This is a genomic window from Kitasatospora sp. MMS16-BH015, assembly GCF_002943525.1.
GTDB lineage: Bacteria > Actinomycetota > Actinomycetes > Streptomycetales > Streptomycetaceae > Kitasatospora.
This window is the reverse complement of sequence record NZ_CP025394.1, coordinates 4,422,597-4,445,298: the sequence shown is the minus strand read 5'-3', so window position 1 is coordinate 4,445,298 and position 22,702 is coordinate 4,422,597. Positions and strand designations below refer to the sequence as shown.

Here is a 22,702-nt window from a genome sequence, read left to right as displayed (position 1 = left end):
CCTACCGGGCGTCCGCGAGCACGCCCGCGGCCTTCTTCACGACGGCGTCCAGCTCTTGGCGCTCGGCGCGCAGCGCCTGGGCATTCTGCTCCAGCGCCGCCTGCTGGAGCCCTACCTCCGCGCGGTACCAGACCAACGCGACCTGGGTACGGCTGCGGCAGCCGAGATCGGCAAGGGCGGTGGCGATCTCCTCACGGGACACATCGCGCCCGCTGAAGCGCTGGTCGTCGTTGGCGTCCATCGGTTCCTTGTAGGAGTAACCGCTCTCCTTCATGCAGTCGGACCACTGCTTGAACGCCGCGACGACCTCGGGTTCCTGCTTGGCTCGGAGATAGGCGTCGTTGCCGAGCTGCTGGGCCAGCTCGCCGTAGGTCTTCCCGGTGCGACCGAGCGCGCCGACGGTCTTGTCGGCGCAGCTGGAGCGTGTCTGCGCGTTCTCGGGGGTCGTGCCGTCGAGTGCGCCTGCCTGCATGGCGACGTCGTACGCCTCCTGCTCAGCGGCGTCGGTGTGGTAGCCGCGCTTGCTGGACAGTGCCTTCTCGTGGATGCCGTAGCGCCAGTCGGTGAGCGTCTTGGGTCCGAGCTTGGGCAGATCGGGCGCGGGCTGCCAAGCCGTGAACCCGGCCTTGTGCATGCAACTCTCCATCAACGCGGCCGAGGCGCGGCCCAGTTGCCGGTTCTCGGCGTCGGTGGGCAGGTAGGCCTCCATCGGGAGGGTCCAGGTCTTCGGGTCGGCCTGGTCGAAGGCGACCCCCGCTGCCGCTGCCTTGGTGGGGGCAGCGGCGGGACGGGCGGGCGAGGAAGCCTGCGAGCAGGCGCCGACCGTGCTGAGGGCGGCGATGAGTGCGAGTGCTGCGGACATCCGTCGGACGGAGGTCGCCATGGTGGTGCTCCAAGATTGAAGGGTGGTGCGCCGTCCTCAGCGGACGGAAGAAAGCCGGGGTGGGGTACAACCCGGGCGGCGGCGGGACGGTCCGCCCCTGCCCGGGCGGTGGAGGTTCGTCAGATCCACTGGAACGAAGCGTTGTTGTTGTAGGTCTCCTTCAACTGGAACCAGCTGGAGCGATTCGCCAGCGAGTCCACTTTGCCCCTGAAGTTCTTGTTGTAGTAGACGTTCGCCGTGGACTTCGAATGGCGGTTCTGGGCCGACGCGGCGTTGTTCTTCAGACCCTGTCCCCCGCCCGCCGCTCCGTTGCTGCAGAACTTCAGCGGCTGGGTGCCGGCCTGCGCGTCGCCACCGACACGCTCGTCATCGAAGTCGAGGACACTCCAGCCGATGTTGCGCCAGCTGCCGGAGTAGGAGGAGTTGTACCAAAGGGTGAACTGGAAGCTGCTGTTCACGTTGCTGACGCAGGCAGTGGGGTTCATCTGGTTGTCCTCCCCCGTGCTGGCGTGGGCGCCCGTGGCGGCGACTGTGCCGAGGGACAGGAGTGCGGCACCACCTGCAACGGCGGCGCGGGCGGACCAGGACAGCTTCATTCGTCTTCTCGATTCGGTAGGGCCAGGTGGTAGCAGCCCGCCGGAGCACTCACCTCGGACAGAGGCGGGCAGGCGAGCCCCGGAAAGTCATGCGCATACAAAACATTGACAAAACAATTACACCTTGCGAACAACGGGCAAAACGGACATTCAACTCGCCGATCAGTAACGCTTGAATGTAGTTCGCATGCCAAGGAGAGCTCTATGGCCCGCCATTCGGCGGGGGTGGCGACACCGACGCTTGATCGTTCTCGCTCGCCGGCTTCATCAAGTCGAGCCGCGCGGGCGGGGGTGCCCTTGGACGCCCCTCCCTCGCACATCCGAGGCCGTCCTCCCTGAACGGCACCTGGGCGGGACCTGTGAGCGCTCACCGACTCCGGAACAACAAAAAAGCCCCGCAGATCCGTAGATCTGCGGGGCTTCGCTGTGCGCGAGGGGGGAGTTGAACCCCCACGCCCTTTCGGGCACTGGAACCTGAATCCAGCGCGTCTGCCTATTCCGCCACCCGCGCATGGGTGTCTGTCTTCGTGAACCTTACCTGACTTCCGACCCTCTCCGAACCACTCGGGCTCTTCGCTGGTCTTCCGTCCGGCTCCCTTGCGGGCGCCCCTTCCGACATGAGAAACAGTAGCAGACCTGCGGCCCGGCCACGAAATCCCTTCCGGGCGGCCCCGCAACCGGAGCAGCCCGAACGGGTCCACGGGCCGCTCCGACCCGAACCGGAGGTGCCCTGTGCCAAGCCTCACCCCTGGGCCGCGCCCGCGCGGGGAACCGTACGGATGGCCCGGGCGTGGATACGATCAGTACGGAAGTACCGCCAGCAGGCCCCGCCGAGGGGCCCGACCGAAGCCCAGGAAGGGAGGTGCCCCATGGGAGTCCTGAAGAAGTTCGAACAGCGGCTTGAGGGTCTCGTCAACGGCACCTTCGCCAAGGTCTTCAAGTCCGAGGTCCAGCCCGTGGAGATCGCCGGCGCCCTGCAGCGCGAGTGCGACAACAACGCCACCATCTGGAACCGCGACCGCACCGTGGTGCCCAACGACTTCATCGTGGAGCTGAGCGCGCACGACCACGAGCGGCTCAGCCCCTACTCCGGCCAGCTCGGCACCGAGCTGGCCGGCATGGTGCGCGAATACGCCGAGGCGCAGCGCTACAGCTTCATGGGCCCGCTCCAGGTGACGCTGGAGCGGGCCGAGGACCTGGACACCGGGCTGTACCGGGTGCGCAGCCGCACCCTGGCCGCCGAGGAGCCCCCGGCCCCGCCGCAGCCGCCCGCCCAGCCCCCGCACCAGCCCACCGGCTACGGCCGCCAGCCCACCCCGCCGGCCCCGGGCGCGCCCTGGCAGCAGCCCGGCGCGGGCGGGTACGCCGCGCCGCCGCCCCCGGCCGCACCCCCCGGCATGCCCCCGAGCACCCCGGCCATGCCGCCGGCGGCCCCCGGTGGCGGCAACGTCCGCCCCTTCCCCGGCGCGGGCCACGGCGGCGCCGCCACCCGGCGCTGGATCGAGGTCAACGGCACCCGGCACCAGATCACCGGGAACGCCTGCGTGCTCGGCCGCTCCACCGAGGCCGACGTGCGGATCGACGACCCAGGCGTCTCCCGCAAGCACGCCGAGATCCGGCCGGGCACCCCGGCGATGGTGCTCGACCTCGGCTCGACCAACGGCATCGTGGTGGACGGGCAGCACACCCAGCGCGCTACGCTCCGCGACGGCTCCAGGATCGTCCTGGGGAGCACCACCATCGTCTACCGACAGGTCGAAGGGTAGAGCGGCCCCCACATGTCAGAACTGACCCTGACGGTCATGCGGCTCGGCTTCCTGGCCGTGCTGTGGCTGTTCGTCATCGTGGCCGTACAGGTCATCCGCAGTGACCTGTTCGGCAGCAAGGTGAGCGCGCGCGGCGCGCGCCGGGCGAGTGCGACCACCGCGCCCGCGCCCGCCGCGGGCGGGCGCCCCGCGCCGCCGCAGCAGCAGACCGCCGCCACCCAGGCCCAGCCCCGGCAGCGCCGCGGCGCGCCCACCCAGCTGGTCGTGGTGCAGGGTTCGCTGGCCGGCACCACCGTGGCGCTCCAGGGCCAGACGATCACGCTGGGCCGGGCGCACGACTCCACCATCGTCCTCGACGACGACTACGCCTCCTCCCGGCATGCCAGGATCTACCCCGACCAGACTGGGCAGTGGACGGTCGAGGATCTAGGCTCCACCAACGGCACCTATCTGGACCGGCAGCGGCTCACCGCGCCCACGCCCCTCCAGCCGGGCATGCCGATTCGTATCGGCAGGACCGTCATCGAACTGCGGAAGTAGTAGGTATGAGTCTCGTGCTGCGGTTCGCCGCCGGTTCCCACAAGGGCCTGATCCGGGAGGGGAACGAGGACTCCGGCTACGCCGGGCCGCGGCTGCTCGCCGTGGCCGACGGCATGGGCGGGGCGGCGGCCGGTGAGGTCGCCTCCTCCGAGGTGCTCGGGTCGATCCTCCGGCTCGACCAGGACACCTCCGGGGCCGACCTGCTGACCCTGCTCAACACCGCGGTGCAGGACGCCAACGAGCGCCTGCGCCAGATGGTCGAGGAGGACCCGCAGCTCGAGGGCATGGGCTGCACCCTCACCGCGCTGCTCTGGACCGGCCGCCAGATGGGCCTGGTGCACATCGGCGACTCCCGCGCGTACCTGCTCCGGGACGGCCGCCTCGACCAGATCACCCAGGACCACACCTGGGTGCAGCGCCTGGTCGACGAGGGCCGGATCACGCCCGAGGAGGCCGAGACCCACCCGCAGCGCTCGCTGCTGATGCGCGCCCTGGACGGCCGCGGCCAGGTCGAGCCCGACCTGTCGATCCGCGAGGTCCGGGCCGGCGACCGGTACCTGATCTGCTCCGACGGCCTCTCCGGCCCGGTCTCCCACCAGACCCTGGAGGAGACCCTCGGCAGCTTCTACTCCCCCGAGCAGACCATCCAGGAGCTGATCCAGCTCGCCCTGCGCGGCGGCGGCCCGGACAACATCACCTGCATCGTGGCGGACGTGATCGAGGTCGGCCACACCGACACCCTGAGCGGTCAGCTGACCGACCTGCCGGTGGTGGTCGGCGCCGTCGCCGACACCCCGCCCGGCCACCACGACCAGCTGATGCCCAACCACCCGGCCGCCCGCGCGGCGGGCCTGGGCCGCACCCCGCAGGCCCCGCCGGCCCCCCAGGGTGCCTTCGGCCCGGCCGAGGGCTACGGCGCCCCGCAGGGCTACCCGGCCGAGGGCCACCCCGCCGGGGAGTACGGCGCCGAGGGCTACGGCACCGGCTACGAGGACAGCTACGGCGAGCCCTACGGGCAGCAGCAGGCCGAGCCCTACCGGGCGGCGGCCGAGCCCGAGCCCTACGACGAGGACTACCTGGACGAGCCCCGCCGGCGGCGCGGGCTGAAGGTCTCCATCGCCGTGGTCGCCGTCCTGGCCGTGCTCGGCGGCGCCGGGTACTTCGGCTGGCGGTGGACCCAGGACCAGTACTACGTGGGCGCCGACGGCAACGTGGTCGCCGTCTACCGCGGGGTCAACCAGAACCTGGCCGGCCTGAGCCTCTCCTCGGTCTACCAGAGCTTCGGCGAGGTCGAACTCAAGTACCTGCCGACCTACCAGCGCACCCAGGTCAGCAACACGATCCAAGCCAAGAGCCTGGACGACGCCCGCGACCAGGTGAAGCGCCTCTCCGACCAGGCCGCCGTCTGCAAGAAGATCGACGGCGCGAGCCCGGCCACCCCCTCCACCACCCCCAGCCCGAGCCCGAGCCCCACCGTGCCCGCACAGGGCACCTCGCCGACCCCGAGCCCCACCCCGCCGCTCTCCGCGGCGGAGCAGCTCCTGGCGAGCAACTGCCCGGCCAAGTAGGACGGCCCCTTGAGCACTCTCGACCTGGACAGCACCCCTTCGACCCGCCGTTTCGGCCTCCCGCTGCGCCGCCGCCCGGCCGGCTCCGACGCGGCCCCGGCCGCGCCCAACCGGCGCAACACCGAGCTGGCGCTGCTGGCCTTCGCCGTGGTGGTGCCGATGCTGGCGTACGCCAACGTCGGCCTCGCGATGGACAAGAAGCTGCCCGCCGGGATGCTGGAGTACGGCCTCGGCATGGGGGCGCTGGCCCTGGTCGCGCACCTGGTGATGCGCCGGTTCGCGCCCTACGCCGACCCGCTGCTGCTGCCGCTGGCCACCCTGCTCAACGGCCTCGGCCTGGTGATGATCTGGCGCCTCGACAAGGCCGGCCAGCTGCTGCGCAACAACTTCCCCGCCGCCGCCAACCAGCTGATGTGGTCGGGGCTCGGCGTCGCGCTGTTCATCGGTGTGATCGTCTTCCTGAAGGACCACCGGATCCTCCAGCGGTTCACCTACATCTCGATGGCCGTGGCCCTGGTGCTGCTGGCCGCGCCCGCCTTCTTCCCCGCCCGGAAGGAGGACTACGGCGCCAAGATCTGGATCCACCTGGGCAGCATGTCCTTCCAGCCCGGTGAGTTCGCCAAGATCATCCTGACCGTGTTCTTCGCCGGGTACCTGATGGTCAAGCGGGACGCGCTGGCCCTGGCCAGCCGCCGCTTCATGGGCCTCTACCTGCCGCGCGGGCGCGACCTCGGGCCGATCATCGTGGTCTGGCTGCTGTCGATCCTGATCCTGGTCTTCGAGACCGACCTCGGCAGCTCCTTCCTCTTCTTCGGCCTCTTCGTGGTGATGCTCTACGTCGCCACCGAGCGCACCAGCTGGATCGTCTTCGGCCTGCTGCTCTCGGTCGGCGGCGCCGTGGTGGTCGCCTCCTCCGAGGCGCACGTGAAGACCCGGATCGACGCCTGGCTCGACCCGATGGCCGCCTTCTCGCCCAAGCCCCCGCCGGGCTCCACCGAGCAGATCGGCCAGACCCTGATGGCCTTCGGCTCCGGCGGGGTGACCGGCTCGGGCCTCGGCCAGGGCCGCTCCTGGCTGATCCAGTTCGCCGCCAAGAGCGACTTCATCCTCGGCTCCTTCGGCGAGGAGCTCGGCCTGACCGGCATGATGGCGCTCTTCCTGCTCTACGGCCTGGTCGTCCAGCGCGGCCTGCGCACCGGCCTGGCGGCCCGCGACCCGTTCGGCAAGCTGCTGGCCGTCGGCCTCTCCTCGGCCTTCGCGCTCCAGGTCTTCGTGGTCGCCGGCGGAGTCACCGGCCTCATCCCGCTGACCGGCATGACCATGCCCTTCCTGGCCCAGGGCGGTTCCTCCGTGGTGGCCAACTGGGCGCTCGTCGCGATCCTGCTGAAGATCAGCGACAGCGCCCGCCGCCCGGCCGCCGACCCCGTGCCGACAACGACCTCTGGGGGCACCCCCTCGTGAACAAGCCCATCCGCCGGGTCTCGGTCTTCTGCCTGGTCCTGATCCTGGCCCTGATGGTCCGCACCAACTGGGTGCAGGGCGTGCAGGCCGACACCTGGGCGAGCAACAGCCACAACGACCGGAACAAGTACGACCGGTACGCCTACCCGCGCGGCAACATCATCGTGCAGGGCAACCCGGTCACGAAGTCCGACTTCGTCAACGGCCTGCGCTACAAGTACAAGCAGTCCTGGGTCGACGGCCCGATGTACGCACCGGTCACCGGCTGGTCCTCGCAGGCCTTCGACTCCAGCCAGCTGGAGAAGCTGGAGGACCCGATCCTCTCCGGCACCGACTCCCGGCTGTTCCTGCGCAACACCCTGGACATGCTCACCGGCAAGCAGAAGCAGGGCGGCGACGTGGTCACCACGATCAACGCCAAGGCGCAGAAGGCCGCCTTCGAGGGCCTGGGCGACAAGAAGGGCGCGGCCGTCGCGATCGACCCGGCCACCGGGGCGATCCTGGCGCTGGTCTCCACCCCGTCCTACGACCCGTCCACCTTCGCCGGCGGCGCCACCGCCGACGGCAACGCCAAGGCCGCCCTGGACAAGGACCCGAACCAGCCGCTGCTCAACCGCGCGCTGCGCGAGACCTACCCGCCCGGCTCGACCTTCAAGCTGATCACCGCAGCGGCGGCCTTCGAGAACGGCCGCTTCCAGAGCATCGACGACACCACCGACACCCCGGCGCACTACATCCTGCCGGGCACCAACACCGAGCTGAAGAACGCCAGCGACACCGAGCCCTGCCCGAACGCCACGGTGAAGACCGGCATGGACTTCTCCTGCAACACCGTCTTCGGCAAGATCGGCGCCGACCTCGGCAAGGACAAGCTGCGCGGCCAGGCGGAGAAGTTCGGCTTCAACAACCCGGCGCTGGACACCCCGATCCGCGCCGTCCCGAGCTACTTCCCGCCCAATTCCTCCCCCGACGGCACCGCGATGGACGCCATCGGCCAGCACGACACCCGCGCCACCCCGCTCCAGATGGCCATGGTGGCCTCGGCCATCTGCAACAACGGCAGCCTGATGACCCCGTACCTGGTCGAGCAGGAGCGCTCGGCCAACCTCACCGTCATCTCCAAGCACACCCCCAAGCAGCTCAGCCAGGCCGTCTCCCCGGGCACCGCCCAGAAGCTCCAGCAGCTGATGGAGAGCGTGGTGGCCAACGGCACCGGCACCAAGGCCCAGATCGACGGCCTCACCGTCGGCGGCAAGACCGGCACCGCCCAGCACGGCCAGGACAACGCCGGCCTGCCCTTCGCCTGGTTCATGTCCTACGCCAAGGGCCCCGACAACAAGTCCGTCGCGGTGGCCGTGGTGGTCGAGGACGGCGCCGCCGAGCGCAACGAGATCAGCGGCGGTTCGATCGCCGCGCCGATCGCCAAGTCGGTCATGGAGGCCGTGCTCAAGTAGTCGCATCTTCGATACCGGTCTGGTCTCAGCTGGCGGCCCGGCACGGCACCGCCGGGCCGGAGCGGTAGCGTATCCGCAGCAGCGGGTGTGCCCGCGGCTCGCCCACGGCCACCCCGTGGGGCCGAGGTCACAGAACCAGCGTGGTGTCGGCCGCGTCCATGAGTGCGTGCGGGGACACCAACGTGACATCCTCACCGGCCGGTGAGGGAGAGGGTCGGAACTATGGAAGAGCCTCGTCGCCTAGGCGGCAGGTACGAGCTCGGCGGCGTCCTCGGACGCGGCGGCATGGCCGAGGTCTACCTCGCCCATGACACCCGGCTCGGCCGTTCCGTCGCAGTGAAGACGCTGCGGGCCGACATGGCCCGCGACCCTTCGTTCCAGGCCCGCTTCCGTCGCGAGGCGCAGTCCGCGGCCTCACTCAACCACCCCACCATCGTCGCCGTCTACGACACCGGCGAGGACTACATCGACAACATCTCCATCCCGTACATCGTGATGGAGTACGTCGAGGGGTCCACCCTGCGCGAGCTGCTGCACTCCGGCCGCCGGCTGCTGCCCGAGCGCGCGCTCGAGATGACCATCGGCATCCTGCAGGCCCTGGAGTACTCGCACCGGGCCGGGATCGTCCACCGCGACATCAAGCCCGCCAACGTCATGCTCACCCGGCAGGGCAACGTCAAGGTCATGGACTTCGGCATCGCCCGCGCCATGGGCGACGCCGGCATGACGATGACCCAGACCTCCGCCGTGATCGGCACCGCCCAGTACCTCTCCCCGGAGCAGGCCAAGGGCGAGCAGGTCGACGCGCGCTCCGACATCTACTCCACCGGCTGCCTGCTCTACGAGCTGCTCGCCGTCCGCCCGCCGTTCGTCGGCGACTCGCCGATCGCGGTGGCGTACCAGCACGTCCGCGAGGACCCGCTGCCGCCGTCCACGTACGACCCCGAGCTGCGGCCCGAGATCGACGCGATCGTGCTCAAGTCGCTCACCAAGGACCGCGACTACCGGTACCAGAGCGCCGACGAGATGCGCGAGGACATCGAGCGCTTCCTCGACGGCCTCCCGGTGATCGCCGCCCAGCAGGCCGCCTACGGCATGGGCGCGGCCGGCTACGGCTACGACCAGCAGCAGGGCTACGCCCAGCACGACCCGTACGGCCAGACCAACCTGCTCCCGCAGCAGGGCGCGGCCGGCCCGACCACGATGATGCCGCCGGTCGGCCCCCCGCAGCCCGCCTACGGCTACCAGGAGCAGCAGGGCTACCCCGGCGGCCCCGGCGGCAACGACAACGGCGGCTACGACGACTACGACCGCGGCGGCCGCCGCGGCCAGGAGCCGCCGAAGAAGAGCAACACCTCCTGGATCATCCTGGCCGTGGCGGCCGTGCTGGTCCTGGTGGGTGCCTACTTCGTCGTCCAGGCCATCGCCCCGCCCGGCGACAGCGGCGGCGGCAAGGTCACCTCGCCCACCCTGGTCGGCAAGACCTTCGCCGAAGCCCAGCAGGCGGTGACCAACACCAACGCCAAGCTCCAGCTGAGCCAGGGCGACCAGATCCAGTGCCCGGACACCAGCATCAAGCAGGGCCAGGTCTGCACCCAGGAGCCCAAGGCCGGCATCCAGGTCGCTGCCGACACCGTCATCAAGGTCCACCTCTCCGCCGGCCCGGTCACCCAGGCCGTCCCGGACGTGACCGGCAAGACCAAGGACGACGCCTCCGCCGCCCTCACCAAGGCCGGCTTCACAGTCGGCCCGATGGCCTACAAGGACAGCGACTCCGTCCCCCAGGACTCGGTGATCTCCCAGGACGTGACCGGCAACGCCGCCCCCGGCTCGACCGTCACCCTGACCCTCTCCAGCGGCCAGGGCAAGATCCCCGTCCCGCCGGTGGTCGGCCAGCAGTCCGACGCCGCCCAGCAGGCCATCAGCGACGCCGGCCTCACCCCGTCCGTCAAGACGGTCAGCACCACCGACCAGGCCAAGGACGGCGTGGTCATCGACCAGTCCCCCAAGACCGGTTCCCTGAAGAAGGGCGGCACCGTCACGATCATGGTCGGCAAGATGGCCCAGAACGTGACCGTCCCCCCGCTCCAGAACGTGACCCTGAAGGAAGCCGGCAAGCAGCTCGAGGCCGCCGGCCTCCACTACACCGTGGTCGGCCCCCAGGACCCGAACGCCATCGTCCTCTACTCCACCCCCGGCGCCGGCAACCAGGCCGCCCCCGGCAGCAGCGTCACCCTCTTCACCAAGCCCGCCGACAAGAACGGCGGCGGCAGCAACACCCCGTCCCCCTCCGGCTCGGCCTCCCCGCCCGCCGGCAACAACTGACCCACCCGGAGGGGGCCACCGCTGCTCGCGGTGGCCCCCTCCGGCATTTCCGCAGGCCAGTCACAGAGGTCCTTGAAGGACCTCTGTGCCGCCACCCCTGTGGATAACTCTCTGTGCCTTGAAGGCACAGAGGTCTCTTAGCGCCTCGACCGCCCAGTGAACCGCCGCCGGCCCGGCCCAGGAGCACTCGCCAGCGAGCAGAGCATGTCCACCCGCCCCCCGAGCGTCCGGACCTCGCAGGACATGTCCGCTATCCGCACGCTCAGCGCCCCGATCACCTCCCGGTCCAGCTCCGCCTGCCGCGCCAGCGCGGCGTGCGCCTCCCACAGGCGCTGCTGCTCGACCTTGAGCTGCTGCTGCTCCGCCCTCAGTCGCTCCAGCTCCTGGCTCATCCCCGGTGGCTCCGCGCGGTCCAGCAGCCACCGCCGCACCTCCCGGGCCACCTCGCTGTCGCGCAGGAGCATCCCCACGTTGAGCACGGCCCGCCTCGGGAAAACCGCGAGCGTGGGCGTCCGGGGGTCGAAGGAACTCAGGTCCTTAAAGGACCTGAGTTCCTGACCTGCAACAACGCGGTATCCGCTGTTCTCCAGCTCCTCCCGGTGGTCCTTCACCAAGGACTTGATGGCCTCCAAGCCAACCTCGTAGTAGTCGGCCACCATCTGTCCGGTCACGTGCAGCCCGTCCGGCAGCAGCACCAGCGCCTTCACCTTGTCCAGCACCTCGACCCGGCCGGTCATGGTGCCTCGCAGGGTCCGCGACTCCAACACCACGGCTTCGCTGATATCCATCGTTCCCACCTCAACCTCGTGCAGCGGCTCCGGGCGGTGCGCCCGGATCGCCCTGGGAACGATTTCCGGCCAGCTTCGTCACTCTCTCGGAGCAGCGCATCGAAGCACTCCGCTACCCGCCCCCGTGCCAGGGCGGCAAGGACGCTCCGTGCGCGATCGCCCAGAGCAGCGCGAAGATCAGGAAGAGCCCCGGCGCCAGGCCGACGACCAGGATCAGCCCCAGCAGCAGCCCCAAGAACCAGTCGCCGCCCTGCTTCTTCCGCGCCACGCACCCACCCCCGTGATTCACCTCAGCTGACGTCACCCACTCTCCGTGATACCCGAGCTGACGCCGCACAAGCGCTTCCACAGTGAGTTGTGCACAGCCTTGTCCACAGGTCGTCAAGTCGGAGCCGTCCCGACAACTCCACTGGTCAGACGGGCCAGTTGACGGCACGGTGCGTCAACTGGCCCGGAGTTATCCACAGGTTGTGGTCAGTCGACCATCCGGAGGACCAACTTGCCCGTGGTGCGGCCGGATTCGCTCACCTCGTGGGCCTTCGCGGCCTCGGCGAGGGGGAAAGTGTCGACCACGGTGGGGCGCAGCCGGCCCTCGCGGACGAGGGCGTCGACGGCGAGCAGGGCGCGGCGGTCGGGCTCCACCAACATGAAGGAGGACCGGATGCCGCGCGGGCCGGGGCGGAGGTCGTCGGGGCCGGTGAAGTTGACCAGGGCGCCGCCGTCCTTGATCAGCGGCAGCGACCGGGCGCCGTAGTCGCCGCCGATGGTGTCGAGCACCACGTCGAGATCGGAGACCGCCGAGGCGAAATCCGTGGTCCGGTAGTCGATCAGCTCGTCCGCGCCCAGGCCCCGCAGGTACTCGTGCTTGGCCGTACTGGCCGTACCGATCACGTACGCGCCGGCCGCCTTGGCGATCTGGACGGCCAGGTGGCCCAGGCCGCCCGCCGCCGCGTGCACCAGGACCCGCTGCCCGGCCCGCAGCCCGGCCACGTCGAAGAGCGCCTGCCAGGCCGTCAGCGCGGCCAGCGGCAGGGCGGCGGCGGTGACGTGGCTGAGCTCGGCCGGCTTGGCCACCAGGTGCCTGGTCGGGGCGGTGAGGTACTCGGCGTAGGCGCCGCGCAGGTGGGGGAAGCCCACCATGCCGTACACCTCGTCCCCCGGCCGGAAGAGCACCACGCCCATCCCGACCGCCTCCACCACCCCGGAGACGTCGTAGCCGGGCACGAACGGCGCCGGCACCCGCAGCAGACCGCCGTACTTGCGGGTCTTCCAGTCCACCGGGTTGATCCCGGCCGCGTGCACCCGCACCAGCACCTCGGTAGGCCCGGGCTCCGGCCGCTCCCGCTGCACCGGCCGCAGCACCTCGGGCCCGCCCCAGGCCTGTGCCTCGACCGCCCGCATCATCTCCCCCGCCATGGCTTCAACTCCCTTGTCCGGGCCGGGCCTTGCGCCCCGCTCACCACCCCAGCCTTGCTGGTTCTCACCACTTCACCGGGGGGAGTTACGGCAACCGGCATCGTGATACAGGTCACATCAGGGCTCAGCGCAGTTCGGGCGGGGGAGTGCGCTTGGCGTCCACCGGATCGACCCGGACCAGGCTGGCCCAGACGGCCATCCGGTAGCGCGAGGTGTAGACGGGGGTGCAGGTGGTCAGGGTGAGGTAGCGGCCGGGCTGGTGGTAGCCGGAGCCGACCGGGACGGGGGCGATGATGCCGGTGTCGTAGCGGGAGGTCTGCGGGAGGGTGGCGTCGACCCGGTAGACGTACCAGCTGTCCTTGGTCTCCACCACGATCGGATCGCCCTTGCCGAGCCGGTCGAGGTCGTGGAAGCGGGCGCCGTGGCCGTCCCGGTGGGCGGCGAGGGCGAAGTTGCCCTCGGCCTCCCAGGGCATCGCGGCCCGGTACGGGTCCTGGTAGACCCCGGCCACGCCCTCGTTGAGCACCTCCGGGGTGGTACCCATCCGGATCAGCGTGGAATCGCCCTTGCCCAAGGCCGGCACGTGCAGGAAGCCGATCCCGTCCCCGGCCGCGTACACCGGCGGCGCGGCGGCCTCGGCACCGCCGCCGGGCCGGGCGGGCGCGGTGGCGGCCCAGTCCCGGCGCAGCTCGCCGCCGACCTGCCCGGCTCGCCGGTCGGCGACCACGTCGGTCCACCAGAGCGAGTACGCCACAAACAGGCCCAGCACCACCCCGGCGGTGATCAGCAGCTCGCCGACCACCCCGAGCAGCACCGCACCCCGGCTCCGCCGCACCTTCGTCACACCGATCGCCTCGCAGACCCTCGGGTCAGCCGAGCGCCGGGGGCTGTCCCTGGCTCCTCGGCCGTTCCTCGACCATCTTGCCAAAGACGATCAGCCTGCCCCGGGCACTGAACTCCGGCGTGCAGGTGGTCATGGTCAGGTACCGCCCGGGGCCGCCGAACGGCGAGCCCTTCGGCACCGGAAGGATCACCGACACGTTCGAGGGAGGCGTCTCCGGGATGCCGCCCTCGACCTCGTACGTGTAGTACGCGGTGGCCGTCTCCACCACCACCCTGTCCCCCGGCACCAGCTCGGCGAGCTTGCGGAACGGCTGCCCGTGGGTGGTCCGGTGGGCGGCGATCGCGAAGTTGCCGCTGGGGTCGGCCGGCATCGCGGTGCCGGTGTAGTGGCCGACCAGGCCCTTGTCGAGCACCTGCTGCTTGCCGGTGCCCTCGGCGATCGGGTAGGTCAGGCCCAGCTTGGGCACGTGCAGGACGGCGAAGCCCTGGCCGGGCTGGAAGGCCCCGGCCGGCCTGGCGGCGGGGGAGCCGGAGCCGGTGGCCGGTGCCGGGCCGGCGGGGGCGGCGGCGGCGGCCCACTGCTGCTCCAGGCGGCTGCGGGTGTCGTCGGCCGAGGCGTCGGCCTGCACGTTGGTCCACCAGAGCTGGTAGGCGACGAAGAGCAGCATCACCGCGCCCAGGGTGATCAGCAGCTCCCCCACCAGCCGGGCCAGCACCACCCGCTTGGGCTCGGGCCGCCGCGTCCGGGGCCCGCGCGCCCGGCCGCCCCGGCGCCGTCCGGTACCGCCGCGCAGGGCCGTCCCGGCCCCGGCGGCCCGTCGGCCGCCCTGGCCGGGTATCCGCAGCCGGAGCGTCGAGTCGGCGGGGGCCGGCGGCTCGGGAGCGGGCTCGTAGACCCCCCAGTCCCCCGGTTCTCCCCCGGCGCCCGGACCGTCCCCGGTGGCCGGGCCGGCGCCCCCCTCCGGGCGTAGCACGGTCACCCGGTCAGCCCCGGCCGATCACCGGCGCGAGCCCGGCCGAGCGGCCGACGGCGGCGGGGTCGCCGCACTCGGCCAGCCAGTTGGCCAGCATCCGGTGGCCGCCCTCGGTGAGCACCGACTCGGGGTGGAACTGCACTCCCTCCACCGGCAGGTCGCGGTGGCGCAGGCCCATGATCACGCCGCTCGCGGTGCGGGCGGTGACCAGCAGCTCGGCGGGCACGGTGGCCGGGTCGACGGCCAGCGAGTGGTAGCGGGTGCAGGTGAGCGGCGAGGCCAGGCCGGCGAAGACGCCGGCGTCCTCGTGCTCGACCGGCGAGGTCTTGCCGTGCAGCAGCTCCGGCGCCCGGCCGACCACCGCGCCGTAGGCGACGGCGATCGACTGCAGGCCGAGGCAGACGCCGAAGACCGGCAGCCCGATGGCCGCGCAGTGGTGCACCATGTCGACGCAGACCCCGGCCTCCTCGGGCGATCCGGGCCCGGGGGAGAGCAGCACCCCGTCGAAGCCCTGGTCACCGGCCCGCCGCACCGCGTGCTCCACCGTCACCTCGTCGTTGCGCACCACCTCGCAGGTGGCCCCCAGCTGGTAGAGGTACTGCACGAGGTTGAAGACGAAGCTGTCGTAGTTGTCCACCACGAGGATGCGGGGCGAGCCGCCGACGGAGGTCATGCGCGTACTACTCCTGGAGTGCGTGTGCCGAGGCCCGGTCATCCGGTGCCGCTCTGGTCCACCGTGACGTCGCCGAAGGGCAGCAGCGGCTCCACCCACGGGAAGACGTACTGGAACAGGACGTAGACCGCCCCGGCGATCAGGAGCAGCGCGAGGATCGTCCGGACGGGGAGGTTCCCCGGCAGGTGCCGCCAGATCCAGTCGTACATGGCACTCCTAGGGTTCAGGTCGCAGTCAAAGACTAGACCGCCGGGCCCGCCCCACAGGCGGGTATCCACCGGTCGGCTGCGGCTCAGCCGCCGGTGGCGGCGTGCAGGTCGACGGTGCCGGCGTAGCCGGGCAGCTGGAGGTCGCCGCTCTCCTGCACCTTCCAGCCGAGGCCGTAGGCGGCGACGTACTGGAGGTAGTTGCGGATGGTGGGGTCGTTGTCCACGGCCGAGCGCAGCCCGTCGGTCCTGCCCACCGCCTTGATCACGTACGGCGGGGAGTAGACCCGGCCCTGGAGCAGCAGGGTGTTGCCCACGCAGCGCACGGCGCTGGTGGCGATCAGGCGCTGGTCCATCACCTGGATGCCCTCGGCGCCGCCGCGCCAGAGCGCGTTGACCACGGCCTGGATGTCCTGCTGGTGGATGACCAGGTCGTTGACGCCGGGCTCGGGCACGCCCGGGATGCGGGCGGTGGCGCCGGGCGGGGCGTCGTTGAGGGTGACGGTCAGGCCGGGGCCCTGGAGGCCCTGGAGGCCGGCCGCCTTCTGCAGGGCGTCCAGCTGGGCGGTGTCGGCCGGGCTGCGGTTCTGCTCCTTGACCAGGGCGTCGGCCCGGTCCTGCAGGGCGGAGAGCTCGGCCTGGTCCTGCTGGTTCTGGGTGGACCGCTGCTGTATCACGTCACTGAGGTGGAGCAGGGTGTTGTCGGTCCGCAGGGAGGTGCCCTTGGCGGTCTGCGCGCTGATGTAGAAGAGCAATCCGGCGAGCGCGAAGACGGCGCAGGTCAGGGCACGTCCGACAATTCGGGTGCCGATCCGGCGTCCGGAGCCCGGAAGCGGAGGAATCGTGGAATTAGGCACCGTACCCTTATCTCCTTCAGACCCGGCGAGCCACTACGCTAACGGACGCCGGTGGCATGTGCGGAGCGCCCGACACTGACCGGCCCCCACAGCCGTTCCGCCCGCTGCACCCTGCGCGGTCACAGCGCATCGACAGGAGAACCCACTCGTGCCGAAGTCTCGACTCCGCAAGAAGTCCGACTACACCCCGCCCACCACCTCGACCGCCACCGCGGTGAAGATCGGCACCGGCCGCAGCTGGGTCGCCCCGCTGATGCTGGCCTTCTTCCTGATCGGGCTGGTGTGGATCGTCACCTACTACGTGACGAGCGGGACCTGGCCGGTGCAGAGCTGGGGCAACTGGAACATCCTGGTCGGCTTCGGCTTCATCGCCGCCGGCTTCGGCGTCTCCACCCAGTGGAAGTAAGCCCCCGCTGAACCCTCCGTCTGCTGGGGCGGCCGCACGGCCGCCTCGGCAGACGATGTGTTTATCCACACGGTTATCCACAGTGGGGAAAACTCCCCCGTTCCTGTGGATAACTTTTCCGCCATCCGGCCCTTGCCAGGCCCGGAATCCGCGCGTTCCCCGAGTTGGACGCGCGTAGCGCGGTTTCTCCCCAGGGGGTAGCGGAAACTCCCGCGCACACCCCCACCCGCACTGTGGACAACCGGGCGCACTACCCCTGCTGGGCGGTCCTCACTACGACCAGCAGCACGGCCGCGCCCAGCACCGCGGCCACCGTCAGCCCCTGCAGCAGGTTCCGGTTCGCCCGGGGGGCGTACATCATCCCGGCGGCCATCGCGGTGCCGGCGACCAGGCCGCCGATGTGCGCGCGCCAGTCGATGTGCGGCACCGAGAACGTGATGACCAGGTTGAACACCAGCAGCGCGATCACCGGGCCGACCGGCCTGCGGTACACCCGGAACAGCACCGCCGTCGCCCCCAGCAGCCCGAAGATCGCCCCCGAGGCGCCGGCCGACTCGAAGAAGCCGGGGGCCACCAGGTAGACCAGGGCGTTGCCCGCCACGCCGGAGACCAGGTAGAGCGCCAGGTAGCGCAGCCGCCCGAGCGCGGCCTCGAGCTGGGGGCCGAGCACCCAGAGCGAGACCATGTTCATCACGATGTGCAGCAGCCCGTAGTGGACGAAGACCGCCGACACCAGCCGGTACCACTCACCGGCCACGACGCCGTAGGGCAGGTAGAGCGAATCCCCCGGCCGGCTCGACAGCTCCAGGTCGTACTGCCACTCCGGGCGGATGTACGCGGTGAAGACGAAGACCAGCAGGTTGAGCCCGATCAGCACCTTGGTCACCAGCGCCGGGTCCCGCACCGGCCGCCCGCCGAAGGGCGTGGTGGCCTGCCGCACCTGCTGCTGCGCGCCGCGCACGCAGTCCGGGCACTGGAAGCCCACCGAGGCGTCGACCATGCAGTCGGGGCAGATCGGCCGCCCGCACCGCGCGCAGGCTATGCCCGTCTCGCGGTCGGGGTGCCGGTAGCAGCCGGGCAGGGCGTGGCCCCCGTCGGCCTGCGGTCGGGCCTGCTCGTCCATCCCCACCCTCACGTTCCGTCGCCGGCTCTCATGGCTGGTCCCGGTGCCACACCCACGGAAGGGATGTCACCGGGACCGCCAGGTTACCGCCGTGCGGCGTTACGGCACTCAGCCGCGGTCGATCACCACGGACTCGATGATCACGTCCTGGACCGGACGGTCGTTGCGGCCGACCTGGACGCCGTTGATGGCGTCGACGACCTTCTGCGAGGCCTCGTCGGTGACCTCACCGAAGATGGTGTGCTTGCCGGTCAGCCAGGTGGTCGGCACGGTGGTGATGAAGAACTGCGAGCCGTTGGTGCCCGGGCCGGCGTTGGCCATCGCGAGCAGGTAGGGCTTGGTGAAGGCCAGGTCGGGGTGGAACTCGTCGGCGAACTTGTAGCCCGGGCCGCCGGTGCCGTTGCCGAGCGGGTCGCCGCCCTGGTTCATGAAGTCCTTGATGACGCGGTGGAAGACCGTGCCGTTGTACAGCGGGGCGTTGCTCTTCTGGCCGGTCTTCGGGTCGATCCACTCGCGGGTGCCCTCGGCGAGCTCCACGAAGTTGGCGACCGTCTTCGGGGCGTGGTTCGGGAAGAGCTCCACGACGATGTCGCCGTGGTTGGTCTTCAGGGTGGCGGTGAGCTTCTCAGCCACGGTGTGCCTTCCTTCTGTCCTTGGTGCTGCCGGTCTCTCTGACCCGGGAATCATCCCATGATCCACCTGCCCCGGGCGGAGCCTTCGTGCCGCGCGCCGCAGACGGCGCAACCCGGCGCGCCGAGCCCCGGATGGCCGGGCATGATCTGCAATCAGGTGGAAAGGTGCATAACGGATGCTACCCAGCAGAACGGACGCACCGAGGAGGAGAAGCCAGTGACGCACGCAGCCCGCGAGACGGCCGACCGGACCAAGGAGGCGCTCGCGCCCTACGCCGCCGGAGCCCGGGACACCGCCGTACACCTCGCCCAGGAGGCCCGCGACCGGTTCGGCCCGGCCGTCGAGGCGCTCGGGCCCAAGGCCCGCAGCGGAGCCGCCGAGGCCACCCGGGGCGCCCGCGTCCAGTACGCCAAGCACCTCGCCCCGCAGCTGGAGCAGGCCTTCGCCGCGCTCCCCCCGCAGACCCAGGCGCAGACCCTCAAGGCCGTCCACCGGGCCCAGGAGGCCGCGCTGGCCGCCAAGCACTCGGCCGGCCGCGCCGCCGAGGGCGCCCGCACCGCCGCCGACCAGGCCAGGGCCGGTCTGGCGCCCAGGGTGGGCGCCGCACAGGCCGCGCTGGCCCCCGTGGCCCTCCAGGCCCAGCAGCGCGGCAGCGCGGCCCTCACCGCCCTCCAGGGCCACGTGAGCGCCGCCGAGATCAGCGAGCTGGCCGACCGCAACGCCAGGAGGGAGCAGCGGCGGCACCGCCGGGGCACCGGCCTGGCCGTGGCCGGGCTGCTGGCGATCGGCGCCGGCCTGGCGGCCTGGCAGTGGTGGCGCCGCCAGAGCAGCCCCGAATGGCTGGTCGAACCCCCGGCGAGCATCGGCACCACCGACACCGCCACCGAGGCGCCCGCCGCCCCGGCCGGCTCGGTCAACGGCTCCGCCGCCACCGAGCCCGCCCCGGAGGAGCACCCCGAGCCAGGCCCGCCGCCGAAGCCCCAGGACGACCGCCCCAAGCCGCACGACCCGCGCAAACCGCACTGAGCCCGCTCCGGCCCCTGACCCGCCGTCAGGGGCCGGAGACGACGGACGCCCCCAGGCTTCGAAGAGCCTGGGGGCGTCGGTGCACGTGGAGCTTAGGAGACTCGAACTCCTGACATCTGCCTTGCAAAGGCAGCGCTCTACCAACTGAGCTAAAGCCCCGTGCGGTGCTGCGCCTAGCGTACCTGCTCCCACCGGCGATCAGTGAGCAGGTTTCCGCCCACGGCGCGTACGCACCGTGGGCGGAGGACCGGAGCCGTGGTCGGCGCCTCAGCGGGCGGCGGGCACCGGGTCGGTGGCCTCGGTCCACAGGTCCTGCTCGGCCTTGTCGGCCTGGACCTGACGGTAGACAAAGAGCCCGCCGAGGGCGAGCAGTGCGACCAGGAGGAGCTTCTTCACCGCGGGACCTCGTCCTTCGTGCTTGGTTAGCGGCCCGGCTGAAGACCGCCTTCCGGCCGATGATACACACCGGTAACCACCGACCGGGCGGGCGCCGCCACGTCCAACCGGCCGATCCGGGCAACGGATTGACGCCAGGCCAACCACCGCGCGCGGCGGTCACCTGCGGATCCCGGCCGGCCCGCCTGTGACGTGGATCTCAGCCCGCCGGCGAGCCCGCCCGGCGGCCTGCGGCGGACGGCCCGGACATGACGAAGGCCCCCGGTCACTTTCGTGACCGGGGGCCTTCTTGCCGGTGGGCCTAACAGGACTTGAACCTGTGGCCTCTTCCTTATCAGGGAAGCGCTCTAACCGTCTGAGCTATAGGCCCTTGCCGCACTCAAAGATTAGCGGACCGGCGGCCGATCTCCCAAATCCATTCAGGCGGCGGTGCCCGTGGCCTTCTCCTGGACGCCCAGTTCGGGGGCCGGGTCGGTGGCCGGGTGCCGGGTCAGCCACTGCTCCCGGGTGGCCGGCAGACCACTGCGGCCGCCCTTGGCGGGGCGAACTGCGAGCACCTGGTTGATGCCGATCCGGTTCTCCTCGAAGGCGATCGCGCAGGCCGCCATGTAGAGCCGCCAGACCCGGGCCCGCCCGTTGCCGACCAGGGCGACCGCCTGGGTCCAGTTGGCCTCCAGGTTGGCCACCCACTCGCGCAGGGTCAGGGCGTAGTGCTCGCGCAGCGACTCCACGTCCCGGACCTCGAAGCCCGCCTCCTCGATCAGGCCCACGGTGGAGCCGACCGGGGAGAGCTCGCCGTCGGGGAAGACGTACCGGTTGATGAAGGCGCTCTGGTTGTGCGGCTGGCCCGGACGGTTGGGCCGGCGGGAGATCTGGTGGTTGAGCAGGCGCCCGCCCGGGGCCAGCAGCTTGTGCAGGCCGGAGGCGTAGGTGAGGTACTCGGCGCTGCCGACGTGCTCGGCCATGCCGATGCTGGAGATCGCGTCGAAGGGGCCGTCCGGGATCTCCCGGTAGTCCTGCATCCGGATCTCGACCCGGTCGGTCAGCCCGGCGTCGGCCACCCGCTTGCGGGCGTAGGCGACCTGCTCGGTGGAGATCGAGACGCCGACCACGTCCACGCCGTAGTGCTTCGCCGCGTGCAGCGCCATCGAGCCCCAGCCGCAGCCCACGTCCAGCAGGCGCATGCCGGGCCGCAGGCCGAGCTTGCGGCAGATCAGGTCGAGCTTGGCCGCCTGGGCGGCCTCCAGGCTCTTGGCGGCCGGCTCCCAGTACGCGCAGGAGTAGACCATCGAGTCGCCGAGCACCAGCTCGTAGAAGTCGTTGCCCACGTCGTAGTGGTGGCTGATCGCCTGCCGGTCGCGGCCGCGGCTGTGCAGCCGGCCCTGCTGGCGGGCCTCCTCCGGCGGGGGAGTGGGCTGCAGGCCCAGCGCGCCGGTGCGCAGCGCCGCGGCGAGCAGCCGGCGGCCCTCGGGGCCGGTGATCTCCTTGAGGCCGATCTGCTGGCCCGCGAGCTCCTGCTGCTCGGCGAAGGTGCCGACGGCCGCCAGCACCTCGTACAGGTCGGATTCCGGGGCGAGGTCCAGATCGCCCGAGACGTAGGCGCGGGCCAGCCCCAGCTCGCCCGGCTGCCAGATCAGGTGCCGCACCGCGCGGCGGTTGCGCAGCACCACCAGGGGCGCGCCCGGGGCCCCCGCCTCACTGCCGTCCCAGGCCCGGACCCGCAGCGGGATCCTCGCCCCGAGCAGCTCCTCCAGTGCGCCGACCAGTTGCGTTGCGACCTTTGCCATGGTGTGCCTCCACGAAGTTCCCGCCCGTCACCGGCCCCGAAGACGTCGCGGACAGCTAATCGGACGGCGTCCACGGGCACGCCGGACGGCACGCCGGGACGCAGCCGCTGTCACCCGAACGCCAGCGAGCCCCCAAGGCAGTGAACGGCCTTGGGGGCTCGGGGATTCCGGTATTGCGGCGGTCGACCGGATGCTGTGTCAGGTCGGGCGCACCTGGCGGACCTCCGGAGGGACTAGTCCTCCTCGGCGAGGGTCAGCTCGATGCCGCCGGTGAAGCCCGCGGCGGTGTTGTAGATGAACGCCGAGAGGGTGGCCAGGGCGGTCATCAGGACGACGTCGACCACGGCGATCAGGGTGGTGAAGAGCATCACCTTGCCGAAGCCGATGTAGTCCATGATGTCGAGGCCGCCGGAGGTGTCCGAGCCGGTGACCTCCTTGAGCGTGGTGCTCAGCGAGTCGAAGACGCCGAGGCCGTCCAGGGTCATCCAGAGCACCGCGGCCGCGACGATCATGATGATGCCGACGGCCAGCGAGAGCAGGAAGCTCACCTTCATGACCGACCACGGGTCGGCCTTGGTGATCCGCAGCCGGGCCTTGCGGACCCGCCCGCTCAGCGCACCGCCCTGGCCGGCCGTGGGGGCCGCCGCGGGGCGGCGCGGGGCCGAGGAGGTGCCCTGGCTGGTCCGGGTGCCCCGGGGCGGGGTCGGCTGGCCCTTGGTGTACGTGGTCGGCTGGGAGAAGCCGGCCTGCGGCGGCTGCGCGGGTGGCTGCGGCGCGCCGCCGTAGCCACCCTGCCCGGCCTGGCCCACCGGCGGCATCAGCGAGGTGGACGAGGCCGGGTGCTCGGCCGGAGGCTGCGGCACGCCGCCGTACGGCATCCCGCTCTGTCCGGCGCCCGGCAGGCCGCCTCCGGCACCTCCCGCAGCACCCGTGGCTCCACTCACGCTGGTCCTCCCGCAGTCCCTGCCAGGCCGGCCTTCC

23 protein-coding genes and 3 tRNA genes are annotated in these 22,702 nt (G+C 71.3%); 8 read left to right on the top strand and 18 right to left on the bottom strand.

The window, feature by feature from the left end; genetic code table 11:
* Position 1: 1 nt before the first annotated feature.
* The 3 genes from CFP65_RS19275 to CFP65_RS19265 form a co-directional block, all read right to left on the bottom strand.
* The gene (locus CFP65_RS19275; RefSeq protein ID WP_158702248.1) at positions 2 to 883 is read right to left on the bottom strand and encodes a hypothetical protein; all 882 of its coding nucleotides are present in this window, start codon (positions 881 to 883) and stop codon (positions 2 to 4) included.
* A 119-nt stretch (positions 884 to 1,002) separates the two neighbouring features.
* Positions 1,003 to 1,479 (bottom strand): peptidase inhibitor family I36 protein, encoded by a 477-nt coding sequence (locus tag CFP65_RS19270; RefSeq protein WP_104817309.1) that lies wholly within the window; start codon positions 1,477 to 1,479, stop codon positions 1,003 to 1,005.
* Between the two features lie 427 nt (positions 1,480 to 1,906).
* Positions 1,907 to 1,990: transfer RNA gene (locus CFP65_RS19265), tRNA-Leu, on the bottom strand.
* Between the two features lie 358 nt (positions 1,991 to 2,348).
* On the opposite strand from CFP65_RS19265, the gene CFP65_RS19260 reads away from it, so the two are divergent.
* The 6 genes from CFP65_RS19260 to pknB all read left to right on the top strand — a co-directional run bounded on the left by CFP65_RS19260 (position 2,349) and on the right by pknB (position 10,593).
* Positions 2,349 to 3,245, top strand: a complete 897-nt coding sequence (locus tag CFP65_RS19260) for a DUF3662 and FHA domain-containing protein (protein WP_104817307.1) — start codon at positions 2,349 to 2,351, stop codon at positions 3,243 to 3,245.
* 12 nt (positions 3,246 to 3,257) lie between these two features.
* Positions 3,258 to 3,785, top strand: a complete 528-nt coding sequence (locus CFP65_RS19255) for an FHA domain-containing protein (RefSeq protein ID WP_104817305.1) — start codon at positions 3,258 to 3,260, stop codon at positions 3,783 to 3,785.
* Positions 3,786 to 3,790: 5 nt separating this feature from the next.
* Entirely contained in the window at positions 3,791 to 5,353 is a 1,563-nt protein-coding gene (locus CFP65_RS19250) for a PP2C family serine/threonine-protein phosphatase (protein WP_104817304.1), read from the top strand.
* Positions 5,354 to 5,416: 63 nt separating this feature from the next.
* Positions 5,417 to 6,814 (top strand): FtsW/RodA/SpoVE family cell cycle protein, encoded by a 1,398-nt coding sequence (locus tag CFP65_RS19245; protein ID WP_254553026.1) that lies wholly within the window; start codon positions 5,417 to 5,419, stop codon positions 6,812 to 6,814.
* Positions 6,811 to 8,268, top strand: a complete 1,458-nt coding sequence (locus tag CFP65_RS19240; RefSeq protein ID WP_104817302.1) for a penicillin-binding protein 2 — start codon at positions 6,811 to 6,813, stop codon at positions 8,266 to 8,268. The genes CFP65_RS19245 and CFP65_RS19240 overlap by 4 nt, the downstream gene beginning before the upstream one ends.
* Before the next feature lie 222 nt (positions 8,269 to 8,490).
* The gene (gene pknB, locus CFP65_RS19235) at positions 8,491 to 10,593 is read left to right on the top strand and encodes a Stk1 family PASTA domain-containing Ser/Thr kinase (RefSeq protein ID WP_104817300.1); all 2,103 of its coding nucleotides are present in this window, start codon (positions 8,491 to 8,493) and stop codon (positions 10,591 to 10,593) included.
* 137 nt (positions 10,594 to 10,730) lie between these two features.
* Here the strand turns inward: pknB and CFP65_RS19230 are convergent, their stop codons facing one another.
* The 8 genes from CFP65_RS19230 to CFP65_RS19205 all read right to left on the bottom strand — a co-directional run bounded on the left by CFP65_RS19230 (position 10,731) and on the right by CFP65_RS19205 (position 16,350).
* A complete protein-coding gene (locus tag CFP65_RS19230; RefSeq protein ID WP_104817298.1) occupies positions 10,731 to 11,381 on the bottom strand; it encodes a hypothetical protein in 651 nt (216 codons plus the stop codon).
* 112 nt (positions 11,382 to 11,493) lie between these two features.
* Positions 11,494 to 11,649: a hypothetical protein gene (locus CFP65_RS39040; RefSeq protein WP_158702247.1), complete on the bottom strand. Its 156-nt coding sequence runs from the start codon at positions 11,647 to 11,649 to the stop codon at positions 11,494 to 11,496.
* Positions 11,650 to 11,855: 206 nt separating this feature from the next.
* The gene (locus tag CFP65_RS19225) at positions 11,856 to 12,797 is read right to left on the bottom strand and encodes an NADP-dependent oxidoreductase (RefSeq protein ID WP_254552462.1); all 942 of its coding nucleotides are present in this window, start codon (positions 12,795 to 12,797) and stop codon (positions 11,856 to 11,858) included.
* Between the two features lie 124 nt (positions 12,798 to 12,921).
* Positions 12,922 to 13,641 carry a class E sortase gene (locus tag CFP65_RS19220; RefSeq protein ID WP_254552461.1) on the bottom strand — a complete coding sequence of 240 codons (720 nt, stop codon included), beginning with the start codon at positions 13,639 to 13,641 and terminating at the stop codon, positions 12,922 to 12,924.
* A 25-nt stretch (positions 13,642 to 13,666) separates the two neighbouring features.
* On the bottom strand, positions 13,667 to 14,620 hold the full coding sequence (locus tag CFP65_RS19215) for a class E sortase (protein WP_254552460.1): 954 nt from the start codon (positions 14,618 to 14,620) through the stop codon (positions 13,667 to 13,669).
* A gap of 4 nt (positions 14,621 to 14,624) precedes the next feature.
* Positions 14,625 to 15,287, bottom strand: coding sequence for an aminodeoxychorismate/anthranilate synthase component II (locus CFP65_RS19210; RefSeq protein WP_104817297.1), 663 nt, complete (start codon positions 15,285 to 15,287; stop codon positions 14,625 to 14,627).
* Positions 15,288 to 15,325: 38 nt separating this feature from the next.
* Positions 15,326 to 15,496, bottom strand: a complete 171-nt coding sequence (locus CFP65_RS39790; RefSeq protein ID WP_168219614.1) for a hypothetical protein — start codon at positions 15,494 to 15,496, stop codon at positions 15,326 to 15,328.
* An 83-nt stretch (positions 15,497 to 15,579) separates the two neighbouring features.
* Positions 15,580 to 16,350: a DUF881 domain-containing protein gene (locus tag CFP65_RS19205; RefSeq protein ID WP_371682437.1), complete on the bottom strand. Its 771-nt coding sequence runs from the start codon at positions 16,348 to 16,350 to the stop codon at positions 15,580 to 15,582.
* Positions 16,351 to 16,498: 148 nt separating this feature from the next.
* Between CFP65_RS19205 and crgA the strand changes: the two genes are divergently transcribed.
* On the top strand, positions 16,499 to 16,756 hold the full coding sequence (crgA, locus tag CFP65_RS19200) for a cell division protein CrgA (RefSeq protein ID WP_104817295.1): 258 nt from the start codon (positions 16,499 to 16,501) through the stop codon (positions 16,754 to 16,756).
* Between the two features lie 250 nt (positions 16,757 to 17,006).
* Here crgA and CFP65_RS19195 read toward each other — a convergent pair whose 3' ends face one another.
* The gene (locus CFP65_RS19195) at positions 17,007 to 17,879 is read right to left on the bottom strand and encodes a rhomboid family intramembrane serine protease (RefSeq protein WP_104817294.1); all 873 of its coding nucleotides are present in this window, start codon (positions 17,877 to 17,879) and stop codon (positions 17,007 to 17,009) included.
* A gap of 108 nt (positions 17,880 to 17,987) precedes the next feature.
* The gene (locus CFP65_RS19190) at positions 17,988 to 18,512 is read right to left on the bottom strand and encodes a peptidylprolyl isomerase (protein WP_104817292.1); all 525 of its coding nucleotides are present in this window, start codon (positions 18,510 to 18,512) and stop codon (positions 17,988 to 17,990) included.
* A gap of 216 nt (positions 18,513 to 18,728) precedes the next feature.
* On the opposite strand from CFP65_RS19190, the gene CFP65_RS19185 reads away from it, so the two are divergent.
* On the top strand, positions 18,729 to 19,538 hold the full coding sequence (locus tag CFP65_RS19185) for a DUF5324 family protein (RefSeq protein WP_104817291.1): 810 nt from the start codon (positions 18,729 to 18,731) through the stop codon (positions 19,536 to 19,538).
* A gap of 86 nt (positions 19,539 to 19,624) precedes the next feature.
* Here CFP65_RS19185 and CFP65_RS19180 read toward each other — a convergent pair.
* The 5 genes from CFP65_RS19180 to CFP65_RS19165 form a co-directional block, all read right to left on the bottom strand.
* Positions 19,625 to 19,697, bottom strand: a tRNA-Ala gene (locus CFP65_RS19180).
* A gap of 108 nt (positions 19,698 to 19,805) precedes the next feature.
* On the bottom strand, positions 19,806 to 19,934 hold the full coding sequence (locus CFP65_RS40210) for a DLW-39 family protein (RefSeq protein WP_217368170.1): 129 nt from the start codon (positions 19,932 to 19,934) through the stop codon (positions 19,806 to 19,808).
* A gap of 296 nt (positions 19,935 to 20,230) precedes the next feature.
* Positions 20,231 to 20,304: transfer RNA gene (locus tag CFP65_RS19175), tRNA-Ile, on the bottom strand.
* Between the two features lie 49 nt (positions 20,305 to 20,353).
* Positions 20,354 to 21,721 (bottom strand): cyclopropane-fatty-acyl-phospholipid synthase family protein, encoded by a 1,368-nt coding sequence (locus CFP65_RS19170; protein WP_104817289.1) that lies wholly within the window; start codon positions 21,719 to 21,721, stop codon positions 20,354 to 20,356.
* Between the two features lie 233 nt (positions 21,722 to 21,954).
* Positions 21,955 to 22,665, bottom strand: coding sequence for a DUF3566 domain-containing protein (locus CFP65_RS19165; protein WP_168219613.1), 711 nt, complete (start codon positions 22,663 to 22,665; stop codon positions 21,955 to 21,957).
* Between the last annotated feature and the right edge of the window lie 37 nt (positions 22,666 to 22,702).